The organism is Prevotella sp., assembly GCF_036570325.1.
GTDB lineage: Bacteria > Bacteroidota > Bacteroidia > Bacteroidales > Bacteroidaceae > Prevotella.
In genome coordinates this window covers 1-19,505 of the sequence record NZ_DATCYK010000065.1, presented here as the reverse complement: position 1 = coordinate 19,505, position 19,505 = coordinate 1, and the positions used below count along the sequence as shown (strand labels likewise).

General features: G+C 47.6%; 18 protein-coding genes, 1 tRNA gene and 1 pseudogene. 7 read left to right on the top strand and 13 right to left on the bottom strand.

Annotated elements, in window-relative coordinates; translation table 11 throughout:
- The 6 genes and pseudogenes from VIR50_RS08070 to VIR50_RS08045 form a co-directional block, all read right to left on the bottom strand.
- Positions 1-186, bottom strand: a pseudogene (locus VIR50_RS08070) (DNA/RNA non-specific endonuclease); the annotation flags it as partial.
- Between the two features lie 165 nt (positions 187-351).
- Positions 352-603, bottom strand: a complete 252-nt coding sequence (locus VIR50_RS08065) for a type B 50S ribosomal protein L31 (protein ID WP_331934633.1) — start codon at positions 601-603, stop codon at positions 352-354.
- A gap of 101 nt (positions 604-704) precedes the next feature.
- A complete protein-coding gene (locus tag VIR50_RS08060) occupies positions 705-1,124 on the bottom strand; it encodes a hypothetical protein (RefSeq protein WP_331934632.1) in 420 nt (139 codons plus the stop codon).
- Between the two features lie 57 nt (positions 1,125-1,181).
- Positions 1,182-2,111: an OB-fold nucleic acid binding domain-containing protein gene (locus tag VIR50_RS08055; protein WP_331934631.1), complete on the bottom strand. Its 930-nt coding sequence runs from the start codon at positions 2,109-2,111 to the stop codon at positions 1,182-1,184.
- A 31-nt stretch (positions 2,112-2,142) separates the two neighbouring features.
- Positions 2,143-2,982, bottom strand: coding sequence for a DUF5689 domain-containing protein (locus tag VIR50_RS08050; RefSeq protein ID WP_331934630.1), 840 nt, complete (start codon positions 2,980-2,982; stop codon positions 2,143-2,145).
- A gap of 21 nt (positions 2,983-3,003) precedes the next feature.
- Positions 3,004-5,544 (bottom strand): TonB-dependent receptor, encoded by a 2,541-nt coding sequence (locus tag VIR50_RS08045; RefSeq protein ID WP_331934629.1) that lies wholly within the window; start codon positions 5,542-5,544, stop codon positions 3,004-3,006.
- A gap of 305 nt (positions 5,545-5,849) precedes the next feature.
- Between VIR50_RS08045 and VIR50_RS08040 the strand changes: the two genes are divergently transcribed.
- The 3 genes from VIR50_RS08040 to udk are packed head-to-tail and all read left to right on the top strand — an operon-like array spanning position 5,850 to position 8,097.
- Positions 5,850-6,896, top strand: a complete 1,047-nt coding sequence (locus tag VIR50_RS08040; RefSeq protein ID WP_331934628.1) for an endonuclease/exonuclease/phosphatase family protein — start codon at positions 5,850-5,852, stop codon at positions 6,894-6,896.
- Positions 6,893-7,465, top strand: coding sequence for a uracil-DNA glycosylase family protein (locus VIR50_RS08035; RefSeq protein WP_331934627.1), 573 nt, complete (start codon positions 6,893-6,895; stop codon positions 7,463-7,465). Before VIR50_RS08040 ends, VIR50_RS08035 begins: the two co-directional genes overlap by 4 nt.
- On the top strand, positions 7,462-8,097 hold the full coding sequence (gene udk / locus VIR50_RS08030) for a uridine kinase (protein WP_331934626.1): 636 nt from the start codon (positions 7,462-7,464) through the stop codon (positions 8,095-8,097). Before VIR50_RS08035 ends, udk begins: the two co-directional genes overlap by 4 nt.
- 177 nt (positions 8,098-8,274) lie before the next feature.
- On the opposite strand, the gene VIR50_RS08025 is transcribed toward udk, so the two are convergent.
- Complete coding sequence (locus VIR50_RS08025; protein ID WP_331934625.1) at positions 8,275-8,928, bottom strand: HdeD family acid-resistance protein; 654 nt, start codon at positions 8,926-8,928, stop codon at positions 8,275-8,277.
- Positions 8,929-9,061: 133 nt separating this feature from the next.
- Between VIR50_RS08025 and VIR50_RS08020 the strand changes: the two genes are divergently transcribed.
- Positions 9,062-9,571 (top strand): histidine phosphatase family protein, encoded by a 510-nt coding sequence (locus VIR50_RS08020; RefSeq protein WP_331934624.1) that lies wholly within the window; start codon positions 9,062-9,064, stop codon positions 9,569-9,571.
- Between the two features lie 282 nt (positions 9,572-9,853).
- Here the strand turns inward: VIR50_RS08020 and VIR50_RS08015 are convergent, their stop codons facing one another.
- From VIR50_RS08015 to VIR50_RS08000, 4 genes are all read right to left on the bottom strand, one after another.
- Positions 9,854-10,873 carry a hypothetical protein gene (locus VIR50_RS08015; protein ID WP_331934623.1) on the bottom strand — a complete coding sequence of 340 codons (1,020 nt, stop codon included), beginning with the start codon at positions 10,871-10,873 and terminating at the stop codon, positions 9,854-9,856.
- Positions 10,874-11,132: 259 nt separating this feature from the next.
- Positions 11,133-11,663 (bottom strand): phosphodiesterase, encoded by a 531-nt coding sequence (gene yfcE, locus VIR50_RS08010; protein ID WP_331934622.1) that lies wholly within the window; start codon positions 11,661-11,663, stop codon positions 11,133-11,135.
- Between the two features lie 15 nt (positions 11,664-11,678).
- On the bottom strand, positions 11,679-12,797 hold the full coding sequence (locus VIR50_RS08005) for a cation diffusion facilitator family transporter (protein ID WP_331934621.1): 1,119 nt from the start codon (positions 12,795-12,797) through the stop codon (positions 11,679-11,681).
- A gap of 21 nt (positions 12,798-12,818) precedes the next feature.
- Positions 12,819-13,259 carry a hypothetical protein gene (locus VIR50_RS08000; RefSeq protein WP_331934620.1) on the bottom strand — a complete coding sequence of 147 codons (441 nt, stop codon included), beginning with the start codon at positions 13,257-13,259 and terminating at the stop codon, positions 12,819-12,821.
- Between the two features lie 226 nt (positions 13,260-13,485).
- On the opposite strand from VIR50_RS08000, the gene VIR50_RS07995 reads away from it, so the two are divergent.
- Together VIR50_RS07995 and VIR50_RS07990 are read left to right on the top strand one after the other, a co-directional pair.
- Positions 13,486-14,946: an ATP-dependent DNA helicase gene (locus VIR50_RS07995; protein ID WP_331934619.1), complete on the top strand. Its 1,461-nt coding sequence runs from the start codon at positions 13,486-13,488 to the stop codon at positions 14,944-14,946.
- A gap of 52 nt (positions 14,947-14,998) precedes the next feature.
- On the top strand, positions 14,999-15,679 hold the full coding sequence (locus VIR50_RS07990; protein WP_331934618.1) for a SprT-like domain-containing protein: 681 nt from the start codon (positions 14,999-15,001) through the stop codon (positions 15,677-15,679).
- A 116-nt stretch (positions 15,680-15,795) separates the two neighbouring features.
- Here VIR50_RS07990 and VIR50_RS07985 read toward each other — a convergent pair.
- A tRNA-Gln gene (locus VIR50_RS07985) sits at positions 15,796-15,866 on the bottom strand.
- Between the two features lie 567 nt (positions 15,867-16,433).
- Positions 16,434-19,058 carry an alanine--tRNA ligase gene (alaS, locus tag VIR50_RS07980; RefSeq protein ID WP_331934617.1) on the bottom strand — a complete coding sequence of 875 codons (2,625 nt, stop codon included), beginning with the start codon at positions 19,056-19,058 and terminating at the stop codon, positions 16,434-16,436.
- 133 nt (positions 19,059-19,191) lie between these two features.
- Here alaS and VIR50_RS07975 point away from each other — a divergent pair.
- Positions 19,192-19,505 (top strand): MerR family transcriptional regulator (locus VIR50_RS07975; RefSeq protein ID WP_331934616.1); only part of this gene is annotated, 314 nt, incomplete at its 3' end.

Below are 19,505 nucleotides of genomic sequence, written 5' to 3'. Positions count from 1 at the left end.
ACCTTTTACCTTGGGAAACTCCAATAATGTTATCTCTGAAGGCAATCCGCTTGTGACAATGTTCTTATTAGTATTGTTCTCCGTAGACGGCTTGGGCTGTCCGTTAGGTTCGTCGTTATCCTTTCCACATGAAGTGAGAATTGTACCAACGGTAAGAAATCCTAAAAAGAAATGGTAAATTTTCATATCGATTTATATTAGAAATATGAGCTAAAAATAAGTTGATGAGCCTTGGGTTTGTGGTGAGTGGGTGGCTCTTAAATAAAAAAGAGTGCGGTCGACGCATATGCAACTACGTTCGAACGCACTCTTACTGTATGATAATATATCCTTAAGAGAAAAGGTATATATTTACTTTTTCAACTTACCGTAACGGTTCATGAAGCGGTCAACACGACCTGCTGTATCGACAAGCTTGCTCTTACCGGTATAGAATGGGTGAGAAGTGCTTGAGATTTCAATCTTTACTACTGGGTAAGTTTCGCCTTCAAACTCTACTGTATCAGAAGTCTTGCATGTAGATTTTGTAAGGAACATATCGCCGTTGGACATATCTTTGAATACGACGGGACGATAGTTTTCAGGATGAATACCTTTTTTCATTTTGTTCTTAATATTATGTTTATAAACTATTTGTCAATTAACAGGGTGCAAAATTAGCTAAAACTTTGCACCCTGCCAAATTATTTAAGAGCTTTTATGCCTTACTTGGCATACTTGATTGTGAATTTCACAATGCGAATCTGCGATTTTGTGCCGGTAGAAGTGTTGCTGTTGGTCACTGTAACCTTTGAACCATTGATGCCGCTGATGGTGTAAACAAGGCCTTCGAGCTTGATACTTCCGGCTGAAACGGTAGCTTTGCCCTCGGCTGTACAGTCAGTTTTTACATTGTTTTTATCGGTATAGGTATCGCAAGTGATGGTTATGCTTTCTATTTTCTTGCTTCCCGCATCGAAAGTAAGCGTATTGCCTGCGTACAAACGGATGGAACCATTACCTGCCTTGTAGTATTTGGGCTCGTATTTATTAGTGCCTAATGCGGCAATGAGTTGTGTTCCATCGGATAACTTCTGTGTCCCAAAGGCAGTGGCGTCGGCCAATCCAAAGCTTTTAGCTGTCACCTCACCATTCTGTGGAGTAGGAGTGGTTGTGCCGGCTTCGCTACCTGTGAAGGGTGTTTATGCTCCGGGCTTCAGTTCTGTCTTACCATCTACGCTAATGAGTTTGTTGTTTTTATCCATTTCATTAACCGTAATATTGGTTGTAGTGTTCGTATAAGCCTTGATAACACCCAGCACTACGACGGTCTGTCCTACCTGAAGATCTTTATCTGAGGTAAATTTAGCACCATTGAAGCTCAACCCCGAGAATATTTGAAGCTCTTTTTCTGTCTTTCCATCATCAGAGATATAATAGGTAAGGCTACCATATTTACTGTTGAAAGTGGGCGCCTTGGAGATAATACCCTTTACATAAACCTCTGCTTCAGGTGCTTTGCCACCGGTAATCAGTTCTAACGACTTGGCCACAGAGTAGGGTTTGTCGGCAGAATTGTCGGTAACGGGAGGCACAACCGGCGTATCGCTGCTGGTTTGGTCGTTGAGTGCATAGACATAACTCTTGCCTTTGCCTTCTGTTTCAGGCTTTCCACCGTAGTTAGAGAGCTTTCCACAAATGATGACAGTGTCACCTTCTTTAATTTGGTCGGTTGATGTAAACTTCTTCTTATTCAAGAATAGACATTGGAAAACGGTAAACTCTTGTGTGTATTCCGCACCATCGGTTATCACGAAAGTAGCGTTTCCATAGGTCTTAATGGCATTCTCGTTTTTGCTGTCGAGTGATTTTACGACACCCTTTACATAAACTTCCTGCTCGCCCACAGCCTTGTCGGCCAATGCTTTGGCCAATTTTACGGCGGCGGCTACGTTATATGGGTCTTCCTTTGTACCTTTACCGGCAGGGTCAAGTGCTTTTTCTTCGGGAGAAGGAGTTACTGATCCGCCGTTGACAGTAGGCATGTCATAAGGCATGGGAACATCTTCGCAACTGGTGAATGTCATGGCTGCGATGGCCAAAACAAACAATGAATTAAATAGATTCTTCATATTTTATTCTTTTTATTTTGCTAATAGGAATTTATTTGGCTGGCTGTACGTCGCTGATTTCGCGAATATAAACTTGCCATTTGTTGTTATAACGGGTGAAGATACCGGTGATGTCGACTTTCTCTGTCGGCAGAGTGGTGGCTGCAAAGTCAGCGTAGGTGCTGCTTCTTACTACGATGTTCGACTTGTTAAGCCCTTTAAGCTCTCTTTCACAGCTATTATTGTTCACAATATCAGCCTTATTTGCATATACCTTCTTACCACCATCGGTGAATGTAACGCCCTTGATCGTCATCAAACGACCTGCGTTCGCAACAAGATATTGGCTGTCTTTAACCTTCGATTGATCAAAAACCATAGGGCTTACCTTGACGTTCTTGCCGGTATAAGTGAAGTGTTGCTCCCATCGTGCGCTTGACATACGACTCACAGACACCTCATTCTTATTGCCCGTATAGAGCGTTCCGATTTGTGTTTGATAGCCATAGTTACCGATATAGAGGTCTTTCAGATTGACCAATATCTCGGTTCCAACGGGTAAATAGCTGAATAGGCCATTCTCGCCGATGGCTATTACCATGGCACCGGTGCCATCCTCGAGTGCTATCTGACTATAGAAATTACCCTCACGGTCATTACCTGTTACATAAGCTTTCAACTGTAAGTTATCCGTTATCTGCGCATAACCATATTGTTGTCCCAAAACTTGCGCATATTTAGCCTTGAGTTGCTCTATGGTCACTACGTTAGTCTCTTTGATTTGGTCATTGCCTCTTACGTTGCCATACACTTCGTCAAAGTTATCGTTCATGCAGGCGGTGGTCAACACTGAACAACAAAGCGCCAGAAAAATATATTTGAGATTTTTCATATTCATGATGATATTTGTAATTTAGAATCTGTAGCCCACCTGAAGCATACCGTTGGTTCCCATGACATGGTATATCTTGGGATTCTTAGAGAAGCTATAGGTGCGGCTGCTGGTTACGCCTGTCGTTTGATTGGTAGAGTAGTCGCTTCGACTTTGCTCGTAGCCACCCGTTATAATCTTCTGATTATTGAGGATATTAGTTACCATCAGACTGACGAAGAGTGAGCCTTTCTTGAGTCGAATGTTCTTACGAATGCTGGTATCGAGCATGAATCCACCCTTACCTTTGTCTTGCGGGCTGGGCAAGAAGTTGCCTTCGTTGTCAACAGCCTTGATGTTTTTGAGCGACTTTTCGTAACGATAGTACGGTGAATAGCTCAAATAGATACGATCATAATAGTTACCATTGAGGTCAATGTACCAATCTGACCGGTGGAAGCTCAACCCAAGGCTGCCCGCTGTCAACGGAGTACTGCTCTCACGCATGTCTTTGATGTGGGCAATGTCCTCATGTACCATGCCCTCGGTGCTGTTGATGTAAGCCACATGGGCGTTGCTGATATTCTTGGCCTCACTGATGGTGCCCAATAATCTTAAATCGAGGAAGGAAGTGAGGTTTACCCGGGCACCCAATTCTGCGCCATAGCTCTCTTTGGTCAGGCCTGTGATAGAGTTGTAAGAGAAAGAATTGATGTCGTCGAAATAGAAACAAGCCCATTCCGTGGCATTCTTCACGTGGTTATAGTAACCGCTGAGGTTCAGGTGGAGCCGAGGAGTATTCAACTGATAGGCCACTTCGCTGCTGAAAATACGCTCGTTCTTCAAGTTGCGGGCAAAGTTATTATTGAGCTCGGGGGCCGCGAAAGCAACGTCAGCCACCGGTGCTCGGTGCTCATAGCCCATGCCTAATGACAACAGATGGCCGTGACCGAAGTCAAAAGTGCCGGCGGCTTTCACGCCACCCGATACAAAGTTGGCCGTCTTACTCTTACCATAAGAGTTGTCGGCGAAGAGTCCGTTGCGCATTTTGCCATTACGGTTCATGCTGTCGTAGCCTAACTTGGCAGCCACACTGTAGTTTACAATGCCAAACGACTCGGTATAATTGCTCCAAAGCGTACCCTTTCTTACGTTGATGTCATAGTCGAAACCAAACTTGTCGCCTTTGCCTACAACGGCATTGGGATGGTTCAAGTCGTACTGTACTTGCTCTGAAGTACGCGGGTAAGTGCCTATGGCGTAGTTGTTTACGTTATGGAAGTAGATAGAACCGAGCAAGTCGTCCATCGTTTGATAGTGCATGCCTTTGTTGGCAACCAATGATAATCCGATGTTCCAAGTGCTCTTTGGAGTCAATTGCTTGGTAAGTGCCGAAGCCAATGTGGCGTAGAGCTTGTTCTTATGTACGGCCTGCACGTAGTACATGGCGTCAGCGCCTACGTCGTTGGCGTTATGGTTGGCCGAATAAAGGCGATCCCAATTAATCTGACGATGGGCCTTGTCGCTCGATAACCAGTCATAAGCCGTCTGCCAATCAGCCAAAGAATGGGCTGTTTGATAGCGACTGTTGTTATTCCACACGTCGAAGAAGTTGCTGGGCAATACCTTATAATAATCGGGCTGTGGGTTGTCAGAGCCGTTATAATTGAGCTTCGTGCTCTTGTAAAGACCGTAGAAACCTAATAAGGTGGTAGTAAGTTTGGTCTTGCTATCGATGTTCCAATCCCATGTGAGCAATGCCGTGGGTTGGAAATCGTTTACTACGCGCGAGTTGCGAACCTTGCCGTTTTGGTATCCCCAATAAGGGTTGTACTGATAGTCATTGGCTATCCAGTAGCCCTCGGCGGTGCTGGCACCTTGTGAGGCACGCTCCGTGGGGTTGCCCCATGTGGCAAAAGAGAGGCTGTGGTCGCCCAATAGCTTCTGCACACCTACGAAATAAGACAATGCGTTGTAGAAAGTTCCTTCCACATAACCCCGCTTTGCCCAACGATAAGTGAGGTTTCCGGTGAAGGCCCAGCCCTTTTCGTTGAAACCACTGCTGTAGCTATACATGCCACGCAGGGTGTAGTTGCGGTTGGCGCCTGCCAAAGTAATGCGATGACCCGTGGGCATGCTGCCGCTCCTAAAGTTGTAGTTACTGCTTCCGGCCAAGGAACTCATGCCGTAACTGTTGCTCTCAAACGGCATGGAGTAGTCCAAATTGCTCGTCATGTTGTTGAGTCCGCCGATGGAGGAGAAGCTAAACTGGCCATTCTCAACATTGTTGACGGGCGCTCCATTGATAAACACGTCGTTGTACTTTTGGCTGAGTGCACGATAGCGGAAGCGTACCGGTGAGAAGGTAAAGCCCACGCCATTGACGTAAACATTGGTGCTGGAATTAAGAATAGTAACGTTTTGCGTAGCGTTATCATTCTCTCCCAATTGTGCCTCCGTAAACGTAAATGCCGCTTCGTTGCCGTCGCCTGTGTTCTGCCCTGTTGCCGGTTTCTGGTTTTGGGCCGACAATTGTGCGGTGCAGCATAAAGCAAGCATCACTAATTTAAGCTGTTTCTGCATAATGTTTGATTGTTGTTATCTTATCTTTTAATGTGATCTGATTTTTTTATTGATTCTCTTTTTCCCCGCCGATGTGGAGGGGTTGAAATATCCCGGTAAAGTACCGACCGATGGCTTTGTTTGTATCGATTTGTTACCCGGCCATCACTTGCTTGAGTTTTCTTAATTATATAACATTAATATATAAGCGTTGCAAAGTAACGAAATTATTTCTAAAAAGGGTTGAATATTGTATGTTTTTTTGTTATTCATGCGCTTTTATCAGTTGAAATGCCGATATTTGCATGTCAAATAATCAAAAGATAATGAAAAAGCTATTCTCTTTGACGTTGTTACTCACCGTGTTTGTAACGACAATCAGTGCACAAGAAAAGAAGTTTTCCGTCTATGGTGTCGGTTTTTACAATCTTGAAAACCTCTTCGACACCTGCCATGACGAGGGCAAAAATGACTATGAGTATTTACCTTCAGGAGGTTTGAAGTGGACAGGGCTTAAGTATAGCCACAAACTTCATAACATGGCGCAGGCTCTTTCCGACATGGGAACCGATGTGCTCAAAGGAGTGGGCTGCGCGTTTATCGGCGTTAGCGAGGTTGAGAATGCCAAGTGCTTGGCCGACCTCTGCGCTCAAGAACCTTTAAAGGCCCGTAATTTCCAATTCTGCCATGTGGAAGGACCCGACCAACGCGGCGTAGATTGCGCCCTGCTTTATAACCCAAGCTTATTCACTGTGCGCGATGTGAAGCTCGTGCCCTACGTTTACGACCTGCCCAAGGACAGCGCCCGAGCTACCCGTGGCTTCCTTACAGTGAGCGGAAACTTGGCCGGCGAGCATGTAACAGTTATCGTTAATCACCTGCCCAGCCGCTTTGCGGGGCCTTATTATCGTGAATTGGGCGCCCGACAGATAGCTGTGGTCAAGGATTCGCTTGTCGCCGACGACCCCAATGTAAAGGTTTTCGTCATGGGAGATATGAATGATGACCCCATGGACGCAAGTATGGCCAAGGAATTGCGGGGCCGTCGCACGATAGAAGAGGTGGGTCCGAACGATTTATACAACCCTTGGTGGGACGTATTGGCCGGTGGTACGGGCACATTGTCGTACCGTGGCTCATGGAATTTGTTTGATCAGATACTTCTTTCGCCCAATCTGCTCAATCCGAAAGGCTCTAAAGACTATTCCACATTGAAGTTCTGGAAAAACCAAATCGTACGTCAGAACTACTTGTTCCAAACCGAAGGCCGCTACAAAGGCTCACCCAAACGCACCCATGCCTCGGGAGTTTGGCTCGATGGTTACAGCGATCACCTGCCCGTAGTAGTGTATTTGGTGAAGGAACAGAAATGATTGAGACCCATCCTTTCGAACCTTGGTTGCCCGCCGACGCACGATTACTCATGCTCGGCACCTTTCCGCCGGCGCCCAAACGCTGGAGTATGGAGTGGTATTACCCTAATTTTCAGAACGACATGTGGCGAATTTTCGGCCACGTGTTTTTCAATGACAAGCTCCATTTCGTCGACCAAGACCATAAAACCTTTAAATTAGAAGAATTAAAGCTGTTCTTAAAGGAAAAGGGAGTGGCCCTTTTTGACACTGCCTTGCGCATAAGACGCACCAAGAACACGGCCTCCGACAAGGATTTGGAGGTAATCGAGCCGAGCGACCTCGACGGGTTGCTGCGTGCCTTGCCCCAATGCCGGGGCGTGCTCTTGGCCGGACAGTTGGCCACACAGCTCTTTACCACCCATTACGGCATAAAGACGGTGCCCAAGATGGGCCATTATGCCACCTTCAACTTCGAGGGACGTGAGCTTCGCCTCTACCGCATGCCCAGCAGCTCACGGGCTTATCCCATGTCGGTAGAAAAGAAATCAGACTTTTATCGTATAATGTTTAATGATATATTAGCATGAACATAGCAGACGACCGCATAACTATCATCGGCATAGCCGGCGGAACCGGCAGCGGAAAGACCACCGTTGTAAGGAAAATAGTGGAGGCCCTGCCCCCTCATTTCGTAGCCGTGGTGCCGCTCGACTCGTATTATAACGACACGACGGGCATGACCGACGAGGAACGCCATCAAATAAACTTCGACCATCCCGACGCCTTTGACTGGAAACTTCTTCATAAACAAATCAATGAGTTGCGAGAGGGGAGGGCCATAGAGCAGCCTACTTACAGCTATCTGAAGTGTAACCGACTGCCCGAAACCATCCATGTGGAGCCCAAACCGGTCATCATCATCGAGGGAATCATGACCTTGCTCAATAAGAAACTGCGTGACTTGATGGATTTGAAGATATTTGTCGACTGCGACTCCGATGAGCGATTGATACGCAATATACAGCGCGATACCATCGATAGGGGCCGTACCGTTTCCATGGTTGTAGACCGTTATTTGGAAGTTCTCAAGCCTATGCACGAGCAATTCATCGAACCTACCAAGCGTTATGCCGACCTTATCATTCCTCAAGGGGGCGATAATGCCAAGGGAATAGGTATCTTGTGTAAGTACATAGAAGGCCTTGTACCTGCCGAATAATAAAATATTAGTGCCGTTTTACTACTGATTGTTATAGTAAAACGGCACTTTTTGTATTCCGAAAGCTGCCCTTTTATCGTGTCAAAGCAGGCCTTTCACGTGGTTAAAGCTGCCTTTTGACAAGGCCAAAGGGCAGCTTTGAGAAAGCCATCGGCCTAATGCCGACGTGTCATGAGCCTATTGGGCCGTCGTGTCAACGTCTTCCGCAGGGGCCGATTGCTCCAATTGTTGCCGGGCCATGCGGGCCTCCTCGGCTTTGGCAAAGGCCTTATGACACTGGTGAATCTTAATGGAGTTAAGACATTCTACCACTCCGTAAACCATCATACACCAACCTATGACAAACAAGGGGGCTGAGGCGATGGCTTGCGGATAGAGAATGGCGACGATACCTATCAACAATATCAGTGAAGGCATGACCCAATAGAAAGCTCCTACATGGGCATATTTCTTGGCAGAAGCCAAGTTTACGAACTGATTGATGGCTCCTAAGATAAGAATGGCAGCCAAAATATACATCAACCAACTGATAAACGTGGTGGGCATGAGGGCCAATATAACGCCCAAAATAAGACTGCCAAGGCCTACAATGGGAAAATTGGGCCTCAAAGGCTCAATCTTGTGCCCGTCGACATCGAATAGTTCGGGCGCGGAGGCTGCGCTTCGGCGGGCGCTGAAGTAAGTGGCGCAGGAGATAATGCCCGACAAGAAAAACAATATTCCTATGGAAATAGTAATCCATTGAACGGTTTGTTCACGGTATTGTACGAGCAACGCGCCTACGATAATGGCGATAATGGCCCGAAAGAATGAGCTTTGTAATACTTTCATACTTGCTTTTTTACGATGTTAGTATGTGCAAATATACGGCAAAATGGCGAGAATGCCTAACTTTTAGTCGTAAGATGATAGCCTAATGTCGTAAAAAAGCTATATATTTGTGCCACAATCAAACGAAGATTATATGACAACACTTTATTTGGTGCGCCACGGTGAGACGGTAGACAATGCCAATCACATACTTCAAGGCCAAGTTCCGGGCGAGCTCAACGCCACGGGCCGAAAGCAAGCCGAGGAGGTTAGAGATAAGATGAGGAATGCTGCCATCGACGTATTCATGGCCAGCGACCTGCACAGAGCTATCCAAACATGTGAGATTATCGCCCAACCTCATGATAAAAAGGTAGAAACGACGCCGTTACTGCGTGAGCGCGACTGGGGAGATTTCACGGGAAAGTACATTCCCGACTTACAAGCTGTAACCGAATGGCCCGACAATGTGGAGTCGCTTGAGTCCATCCGAAGTCGGGCACGCAACTTTCTTACGATGGTACGAACGATGTATAAGGACAAAACAGTGCTGGCCGTAGGCCATGGTATCGTCAATAAAGCGGTTCAGAGCGTATATTTGGACCGCCCCATGAACCAAATCGATAAGATGAGCAATGCCGAGATACGAGTGCTCATGCTCTAAACTATGCGGCCGCAACGCCGTGTATATAATAAAAAAAGGGAACTTTCTTCACAGAAAATTCCCTTTTTTATTTAATGACTCTCTAATGATGAGGCCTTTTTTTATACTTGATCTTTTTATGGCCTCTTACAAAGTATTAATCTAATATTACTTTTTTAGAACTTTACATTTATTTTTAATAACTCTCTAATAGTGATTATGACAAAATCTTTGTCCGTGATTTGTTAATTAATTTTATGACGGATTACCCTTACAATCTCTTTCCTTAAAAACCCATTGCGTTTATTTTCTGTTGCCAAAGCTGCCTCTGCTGTGGGCGCCTCCACCGAAAGAACCACCGCTGCGTGCGCCTACCGAGGGGGCGGAGTTGCCGTTGAAGCTGCCGTGATTGCCGTTGAAAGAACCTTGGCTGCCCGATGAGCGGGGGCTGAAAGAGCGACTTGGAGCGGTATTGCCTCCTTCGCTGCGGAAGCGGTTGCCACCAAATACGCCGCGTTCGTTCATTCCCGGGCGGGTCACTGTGGTGCGGGTGCTGCTCTGACGGTTCTCAAAAGCGCTGTTGCTGCGGCTTTTGAAGGTGCCTGAAGACCTGCGGTTGTCGTTGCGATAGCCGTCGTAGCGCTCTGATTGATAATCTCTGTTATTGAAATCGCCCGATGAACGCACGCCGTAAGGGTGGTTGTTATACGACCGGTTGTCATAGCGGCGGCTGTCATTGTCGCGGTATCCGTAAGAGCGGCGGCTGCGATTGTAGTCATTTCTGTTATATCCTCGACCGTAATCTCCACGGTTGAAGCCGTCGCGCATGCCGAAGTGACTGCTCCGATGGCCCACGTGGCCGAAGCTGCGGCCGTGATACCATGACCTTCCACCATTGACTCTCCAGCTATGACCGCCCCGATATACCGTGACGAAAGAGGGCCGTCCGAAGTAGAAATAGTCACGACGAGGGTACCGGGCGTAAACGCTGAAGTGCCAATAGCCTGCGTCCCAATAGAGCGGACGGTAGAAGTAGCTGGCCGCCAAGTAGGATTGATACTGCCAATCCATCAGTATGTAACTCAAGTCGAGGTTGCGTTGCTGCCAATATGTGCCGTAGAGGTTGTTGTAATCGTCAACGCTCAGAAGGTAATCGAGGTTCACTTCGTAAGCGGCTTCATACTGCTCATCGGTCAGATTCAGTTCATAAGCCATCTTGTCGGTGAGGAAAAGCGCCTGTTCGCGGGCTTGTTCGTAGCTCATGGCTTGAGCTGTTACTGCTAAAGTAAGCAGTGCTGTGAGGGCTAATATAAACTTTTTCATCGTTCTGTTGTATTAATGTGTTGTCTTATATAAGCGTTGGGCCGCGGTCAGAACTTGCTTTTAGGCCTGCGACGGGCTTGGGCTTTGTTTCTTAATGCTGAGATAGTGTGGACGGGAAGGGTGAAAACTTGGTTTCAGACAGCCTCGTTCAACTTATCTGATGCAAAGATAGGACAATAAAACGGTGGGCAAAATGGATTTTCCCTAAACGGAAAGGGAAAATCCCTAAAGGTGGAAATAAAGATGGTGAGCTGCGCCGTTATCCGGCGATCAGCTCACCATCGAGGGTGTAAATATTAACTTTACCGTCTTCGTAGGTGGCAAGTGTTGGGGGATTGCCGCCCTTTGGAAAGGTTATCGAGCCGGTGTTGCAGACAAGGGTTGGGCCTTGCGGGACGAGTTCCCATAGGTGTGTGTGGCCATAAAACATGTAATCGAAGTGTCCTTTGGGCATGTTCACCTTATTATATATATGGCCGTGGGTCAGCAAAATGCGCTTCCCGTTGTCTACAAGGAGCATGTAGTCTTGCATGATGGGGAAGTTAAGGAGCATTTGATCTACCTCTGAATCGCAGTTTCCTCGAATGGCGACGATGTCATCGGCCATGGCGTTGAGCCTTTCGGCTATGGCTTTGGGGTTCAATCCCTCGGGAAGACCGTTGCGGGGGCCGTAGTTCAGGATGTCGCCCAGTATGCAGAGCATGTCGCATTGTTGGCTGTGGTAGAAGTCGAGTGCCTTCTCGAGTGCGGGCAGTGAGCCGTGAATATCGGATAAGATTAAATATTTCATGCGGTGTTTTGTATTTTATGCGTTTGTCGAAGTGTCGTTCTTATAGTTATGATCCATGATGAGTTGATAGTTGTATTTGGGCTCCACTTCCTTCAGATGGTCCTCGATGTGGCGCAGGAAAGCCTCGTCGTCGGTTACGGCGTCGTCGGTTACGATGTCGAGCGTTATGCTCTTGGTTTCCTCATAGACGTAGAAGCCGTGTACTTCGATGACATGTTCGTGTTCAAAGACTGTCTTCATGACGCGTTGCTGAAGCTCCATGAGGTGGCCGGAAGTATTGATCGCGTAGATACCTATGTTGGCTATAATGCCGTATTTCTCATAAAGCATGTGCATGATGTTGCGCGTCAGCCCGTGAATTTGGCGTGCTGTCATCGTGTCAACTACGCTGATATTGGCTGAACCGATAATGGTTTGGGGGCCATAGTAGTTGAGTATCACGTCGAAAACACCGTTGACTTCCTTAAATTCCAGTATGCTGTGCTTGATATTCTGTATAAATTCCTTTGAAATACTTTTGCCAAGGAGTTCGCTGATGGGGCCTCCCAGCATGTCGATACCGGCCTTGATGATGACAAGGGAAATAAAAGTACTGAACGCTCCGTCGAGATTGACATTCCAAATGAGCATGATTCCGGCCGAAAGAAGGGTGGAAAGGGTGATAAGGGCGTCAAACATGGCGTCGGCGCCACTGGCTATCAGGGAGTCGCTTTTGAGCTTTTGCCCTTTCCGCTTGACGTATTGTCCTAATGCTATTTTCACGAAAATAGCCACTATAATGACGATAAGCGTAAAGGTGGTATAGGTTGGTTGCGAGGGATGGATGAGCTTTTTGAAGGATTCAATGAGTGAGGTGCAGCCAGCAATGAGCACGATGATGGAGATAATGATGGCGCTGAAATATTCCACCCGGCCATAACCAAAGGGATGTTTGCGGTCGGCCGGTCGCTCTGAAAGCTTGGTTCCGACGATGGTAATGACCGATGACATGGCGTCACTCAGGTTGTTGAGCGCATCCATAATGATGGCTGTGGAGTTCGCTATGAGGCCAACTATTGTTTTGAAGAGGGCTAAGAAAATATTGGCAGCTATGCCAATGACGCTTGTTTTGATGATTTCCTTGTTCCTATTCATATTTTATGAGGTGGTTTTTTGTTAATTCTTGATTTCTATTCCGGGGAAGTTTCCCTTGCGGTTGGCCTCCTCTGTCAGGGCGGCTAACCGTTCGGCGTCCAATCCCCGCAGGTAGTCCGCATAGCCGGCTTGGCACCGTAATCGGGGGATTTGCCTGCCGCTTTTCGTGAGTTCCATGGTAGCTTGAAGCCTGAACCTTTGTCCTTCGGAGTAAGGAATGTATTGCAGGCTGTCAGCCAGCAGGCCTTCCTGAATGAGGTTTTGAAGGTTTCCCGTGTAAGAGGAGTGGCGTTGAAGGTAGATTTGCTCCGCTTTTAGAATGGTTTTCATGCGTTCGCGTACCACAGTTTCACGCTTTGCCTGCTCTTTTTCAAAGCCAATGGGGCTGTAAATGCTGAAAAAGCATAGGAGAACAAGGCCAAGAACGCAGAACGAGAGGATAAAATTATTATTTATTTTCATAGAAAACTACGATTTTATTTTTATATTTTTGCAGCGTTTTTGCAAAGATAGTGCAAACGAGCGGCATAAGAGTGGGCTCTTAAATGTCCGAGTGCCGCCTATCTTATGCAAAGATAGTGCAAACGAGAACCATGAGAATTTATTCTCAAATGGTCGAGTGTAGCCTATCTTATGCAAAGTTAATAAAAAATAGGGTAAGGCCTTTTACCCTTTTATAAATTAATATATGATAACAGACGAGTTGGTTCTTCGGGTCACGGAACAGTTTGGTTATGAGCCTACGGCCGACCAACGACACGCCTTGAAGACGTTTGCCAAGTTCATGTTCGACCGTGATGAGCGGTCCGTAATGCTGCTTCGCGGCTCGGCCGGTACGGGAAAGACGAGCTTGGCGGGCGCTATCGTGCGGTCGTTGTTGGCCTTGAAGCAGAAACTTGTGCTGATGGCACCCACCGGAAGGGCCGCCAAGCAATTCTCGCTCAACAGCGGCAGCAAGGCGTTTACGATTCATCGGCGTATTTATCGTGAGCGAAGTTACGGCGGATTGTACGGAGAATTCAATCTGAACAATAACCTTTCGGCCGACACTCTCTTCATGGTAGACGAGGCTTCGATGATTTCCGGCGGTCATGGGGGCAGTGACGGCAACTTCGGTTCGGGCAGTTTGCTGAACGATTTGGTAAGTTTTGTTTATTCAGGGCGCAATTGTCACCTCTTATTAATAGGCGATAAGGCCCAGCTTCCGCCCGTGGGAGAGCAACACTCACCCGCTTTGAACACCATGGAGATGCAAGCCATGGGCTTGAAAGTGTACGAATGCGACCTTAATGAGGTTGTGAGGCAGGAGCAAGAGAGCGGAATCCTTTACAATGCCACGCTGATTCGCCACCGGCTCGATGACTTTTCATCGGACGCTTCTTGTCAAGTGGCATTTCCACAAATCCATTTCAAACTTTTCGCCGATATTCGTTCGGTGCCCGGAAATGAGCTGATAGAATGCCTGAACTCCAGTTACAGTGAGGTGGGAACCGATGAAACGATGGTCATTACACGCAGTAATAAGCGGGCGAACATTTATAATCAAGGTATCAGAAATACCATTTTGGATTGTGAGGAGCAATTGGTGACGGGCGACATGGTGATGGTGGTCAAGAATAAGTATATTGATCAGCCCGAGAAACAAGGCGCAGAATCCCGGCTTAGCTTCATAGCGAACGGCGATAGGGCCCGGGTGAAGCGGGTCAGGAATATCAGGGAATTGTATGGTTTTCATTTTGCGGATGTCACGTTGCAGTTTCCCGATTATGATCAACTCGAGTTAGAACAGACCGTTATCTTGGAAACATTGGCCACGGAGGCCCCCGCGTTGAGCCGCGAACAGAACGAATTGCTTTTTCAAAGGGTCATGGAAGACTATGCCGACATACCTTTGAAGAAAGACCGCATGGCCAAATTGAAGCAGGACGACTACTTTAACGCGTTGCAAATAAAGTTTGCCTATGCCGTCACCTGCCATAAGGCGCAGGGCGGGCAGTGGGCCCATATCTATGTGGACCATGGATATATGACCGACGAAATGCTTACCCCGGACTATTACCATTGGCTTTACACGGCGATGACCCGTGCCACGGAGAAGCTCTTTTTGGTGAATTGGCCTAAGAATTATACCGCCGACGCCGACCAATAGCCCTTTGGCTAATGGCAGGAAGGTGTCGGCACGGACCGAAAAAGTTACAAGAATGATAGTTACAACATCGTGGATGGAGACATGGTTTGCCAAGTTCAATGCGGAATATTTTGGCAAAGGGCTTCCCATGCCCATGCTTAAACTCTCCAAAGCACGCACCCAATTGGGGCAGATGTCGTGTAAGCGAGTGACCCGTTGGGGGCGTACCAAGCTCTATGACTTTACCATCAAGATGACCACTTATTATGATATGACGGAGCGGCAGGCGCAAAACGTCTTGTTACATGAGATGATTCATTACTCCATAGCTTACACCGGACTGCGTGATACGGCCCCACATGGCATTATTTTTCGTGGAATGGCCGATAAATTAAATAGAGATCACGGCTGGGAAATCAGGATTATGACCACCACCCGGGGCTGGAAAAAGGCTGTTTCCGCAACAGCGAGGACGCCTGAAAAGCCTTCCCGCTACCTCGTCTTGGCCTTGGAAATGGCCAATGGCGACCATTTTCTGTCGGTGGTCCATCCTAACTACGCGCTCAAAATTGACCGTCAGCTTAGCCGAATGGCCCAAGTGGCCCGTTACGGTTGGTATTTCTCCACGGATTCTTACTTTGAAAACATGCCCCAAGTGCGCTCTCTGCGTGGCAAGCGGGTATCGCTTGACGATTTCGAGCAGCGTGTGGCTGATATGCGGCAAGTCTTTCCGGACGCTTTGACCATGCCTTAGGAAAGGTCAAAGCATGGCAGTGGGAAAGTAAAAGTACGGTGCTGTAAAGGTAAAAGCCCGGTGATAAAACAAAAAAAGCTAAACAGTTCGTGAAAACTATTTAGCTTTTTGCAAAGTTGGGATACTCGGACTCGAACCAAGAATGACAGGACCAGAATCTGTAGTGTTACCATTACACCATATCCCAATTTGTTGTTTGCTAAAGGAGCGCTCCTCCTTATTGCGTTTGCAAAGGTAGTACAATTTTGAGAAACGGCAAAGATTTTTCCTTGATTTTTTATGTTTAACCCCTTATTTTCTTAGTTTTTAGGGCTGAATGAGCTGTTTTTGAGGGGGTAGAAGGGGCTGTGCCCCGTTGTAAGGGTGGGGAGTTGGGAGGATGAATCGTTAGAGAAGAGGCTGCGAAGGAGGGCAAGTAAGGAGATAGAAGGGGGCAAGTGAGGACGTGAAAGCAGCCCTTTGAGGAGGTAAAAGAGGGCCTTTGATAATGCTAAAGCAGGCCTTTGAAGGCGTAAAAAGGGGCTAATGACTTGCAGCCCTGCCACCTTATAATTTATTTAATAGTAGGGGTTGTTGGATTGGTCAGACCAGTCGGACAAGTCCGACCAGTCTGATTACAGCAGAATCTGCTTCCAACAACTCGTTAACTTGTCTACTCATTCACTCGTCAACTTCCTTTCTTCCCACATAAAAAGCCGCATTCCAAGAGAAATGCGGCTTCATTTTGAGATTTAGTGAAATATATATAATCTGATTACAGATTAGAAAGTTCGATGACTTTATCGACTGCTGCGCTGATACCATCAAGGTTCTTGCCACCTGCTTGGGCATAGTGGGGCTGGCCGCCGCCGCCGCCTTGGATGAGCTTAGCGGCCTCACGGATAATCTTTCCGGCGTTAAGTTCGTGGCCATTCACCATGTCATCGCTGAACATTACGGTCAGTAGAGGCTTGTCATGGGCCGTACTTCCGATGACAGCGACGAGGTTTTCGGGGATAGCCTCACGCAGTTTGAAGACAAGGTCCTTAGCGGCGTTGGGCTCCAAGGGCAATACCGCCTTGATAACTTTCACGCCGTTAACGTTTTGGGCACGGTTGATGAGTTCGTTCTTGGTACGCTCCACGGCTTGTGCTTGGAACTTCTCAATCTCCTTTTTCATCTCATCGTGCTCGTCAATGTACTTTTGTACGGCCGTGGTAAGGTCCTTGGCATTATTGAAGAGGCCTTTAAGAGCAGTCATAGTGTCCTGCAACAAGTAGATGGCATCTTCGCTGTTCTTACCCGTGAGGGCCTCAATGCGGCGGATACCTGCGGCAACGCTGCTCTCACTGATAATCTTAAAGAAACCTATGCGACCCGTACTCGTGGCGTGAATACCACCACAGAATTCGCACGAAGGACCGAAACTAATCACTCGAACCTTGTCGCCATACTTCTCGCCAAAGAGCGCTACGGCACCCAAACGCTTGGCTTCTTCGAGCGGAGTGTCACGATGTTCGTCACGAGGAAGGTCTTGTCGAATCATCGAATTGACCAGTTTCTCTACCTGACGCAACTCTTCGTCGGTTACTTTTTGGAAATGTGAGAAGTCGAAGCGCAGCGTTGTGGCGTCGACATAGGAGCCTTTCTGCTCTACATGGTCACCAAGTACCTGCTTAAGAGCGTAGTCGAGCAAGTGGGTTGCGGTGTGGTTGGCAGCCGAACTGTCACGCTTCTCGGTATCGACGCAAGCCATGAAGTCGGCCGTAAGGTCCTTGGGCAATTCCTTAACGATATGAATGCTTTGGTTATTCTCACGCTTGGTATCGATAATCTCTACGGTTTCATTCTCTGAAACGAGCACTCCCGTGTCGCCAACTTGTCCTCCCATTTCGCCATAGAACGGCGTAAAGTCGAGCACAAGCTCATAAAAAGAGTTCTTTTTCTGCGTAACCTTGCGATAACGGAGTATGTGGCACTCGTATTCCGTGTAGTCATAACCCACGAATTCCTGCTCACCTTCCTTGATGATTTCCCAATCTCCATTCTCCACGGCAGCCGCGTTGCGAGCCCGTTCCTTTTGTTTGGCCATTTCCTCGTTAAACCCTTGCTCGTCAACAGTGAAGCCATGCTCACGACAAATCAGCTCTGTGAGGTCGAGAGGGAAGCCGTATGTGTCGAACAAACGGAAGGCATTGGCGCCGGCGAGTTGTGTTTGAGCGTTGGCCTTGAGCGCTTCCATGTCGCCATTGAGCAGGTTGATACCCTTTTCAAGGGTACGGAGGAATGAGTCTTCCTCCTCTTTGATAACACGGCTGATAAGCTCCTGCTGGGCGGGAAGCTCGGGATAAGCGCCTCCCATCTCCTGAACTAACACGGGAATGAGCTTAAAGATGAAGGCAGAGCGCTGGTTTAAGAAGGTATAAGCGTAGCGCACGGCGCGTCGAAGGATACGACGGATAACGTAACCGGCCTTTGCGTTGCCCGGCAATTGGCCATCGGCAATGGAGAAAGCTACGGCACGAAGGTGGTCAGCGATAACTCTCATGGCCACGTCGACGTCCTCTGATACGCCATATTTCATGCTTGAGAGATTCTCTATCTCCTTTATGATGGGCTGGAAGATGTCGGTATCGTAGTTAGAATGTTTGCCCTGAAGCATGCGTACCAAGCGTTCGAAGCCCATACCGGTATCGATGACGTGCATGGGGAGCAACACCAACGAGCCGTCAGACTTACGATTGTACTGCATAAAGACGATATTCCATATCTCAATGACCTGCGGATCGTCCTTGTTGACCAATTCCCGACCGGGCACTTTGGCCTTTTCCTCGGCCGAACGTGAGTCAACATGAATCTCAGAGCAGGGTCCGCAGGGTCCGGTATCGCCCATTTCCCAAAAGTTATCGTGCTTGTTGCCGTCGATGATATGGTCGGTCGGCAAGTGCTTGGCCCAATAAGAAGCCGCTTCATCGTCACGTTTGATTCCTTCTTCTTCGGAACCTTCAAACACGGTAACGTACAAATCGGCGGGATTAAGATGGAGAACATCGACCAAATACTCCCAAGCCATGTCGATGGCGCCTTCCTTAAAGTAGTCGCCAAAGCTCCAGTTACCGAGCATTTCAAACATAGTATGGTGGTAAGTGTCGTGACCTACCTCCTCCAAGTCGTTGTGCTTACCGCTCACACGCAGGCATTTCTGCGAGTCAACACGGCGTACATCGGCGCCCGGGTCCTTGGTTCCGAGGATAATATCTTTCCACTGGTTCATGCCGGCGTTGGTAAACATGAGCGTAGGGTCGTCCTTTATAACCATCGGAGCTGATGGTACAATCTTATGTCCGTGAGCTTCAAAGAATTTCTTATACGACTCACGTACTTCGTTAGCTGTCATCATTATATGTATTTGCTTAATTTTTAATTCTTAATAAAAACACTGCAAAGATACAAATAAAAAGATAATATGAAATTGGGAAATAGCATTAATTTGCTATCTTTGCAATGAAAAAGGACCAAACAGCGTATTTATTATGGCATTAAATCCCGATAAGAATCTGAAGTTGTACTACTCTATCAAGGAAGTAGCGAAGATGTTTGACATTAATGAGAGCACTCTGCGCTATTGGGAGTCCGAGTTCCCGCTACTCAAACCTAAGACCCAAGGGCCCAGCAAGGTGCGTCAGTACACGCAGAAGGACATCGATCAGATTAAAGTTATCTACAACTTGGTGAAGGTTCGTGGCTTTAAGATAGCCGCGGCACGCAAGATGTTGAGCGAGAATAGGGAGGGAGCAGACCGCAGCGCGGCCGTGATGGAAACGTTGGTGGCCGTGCGCGATGAGCT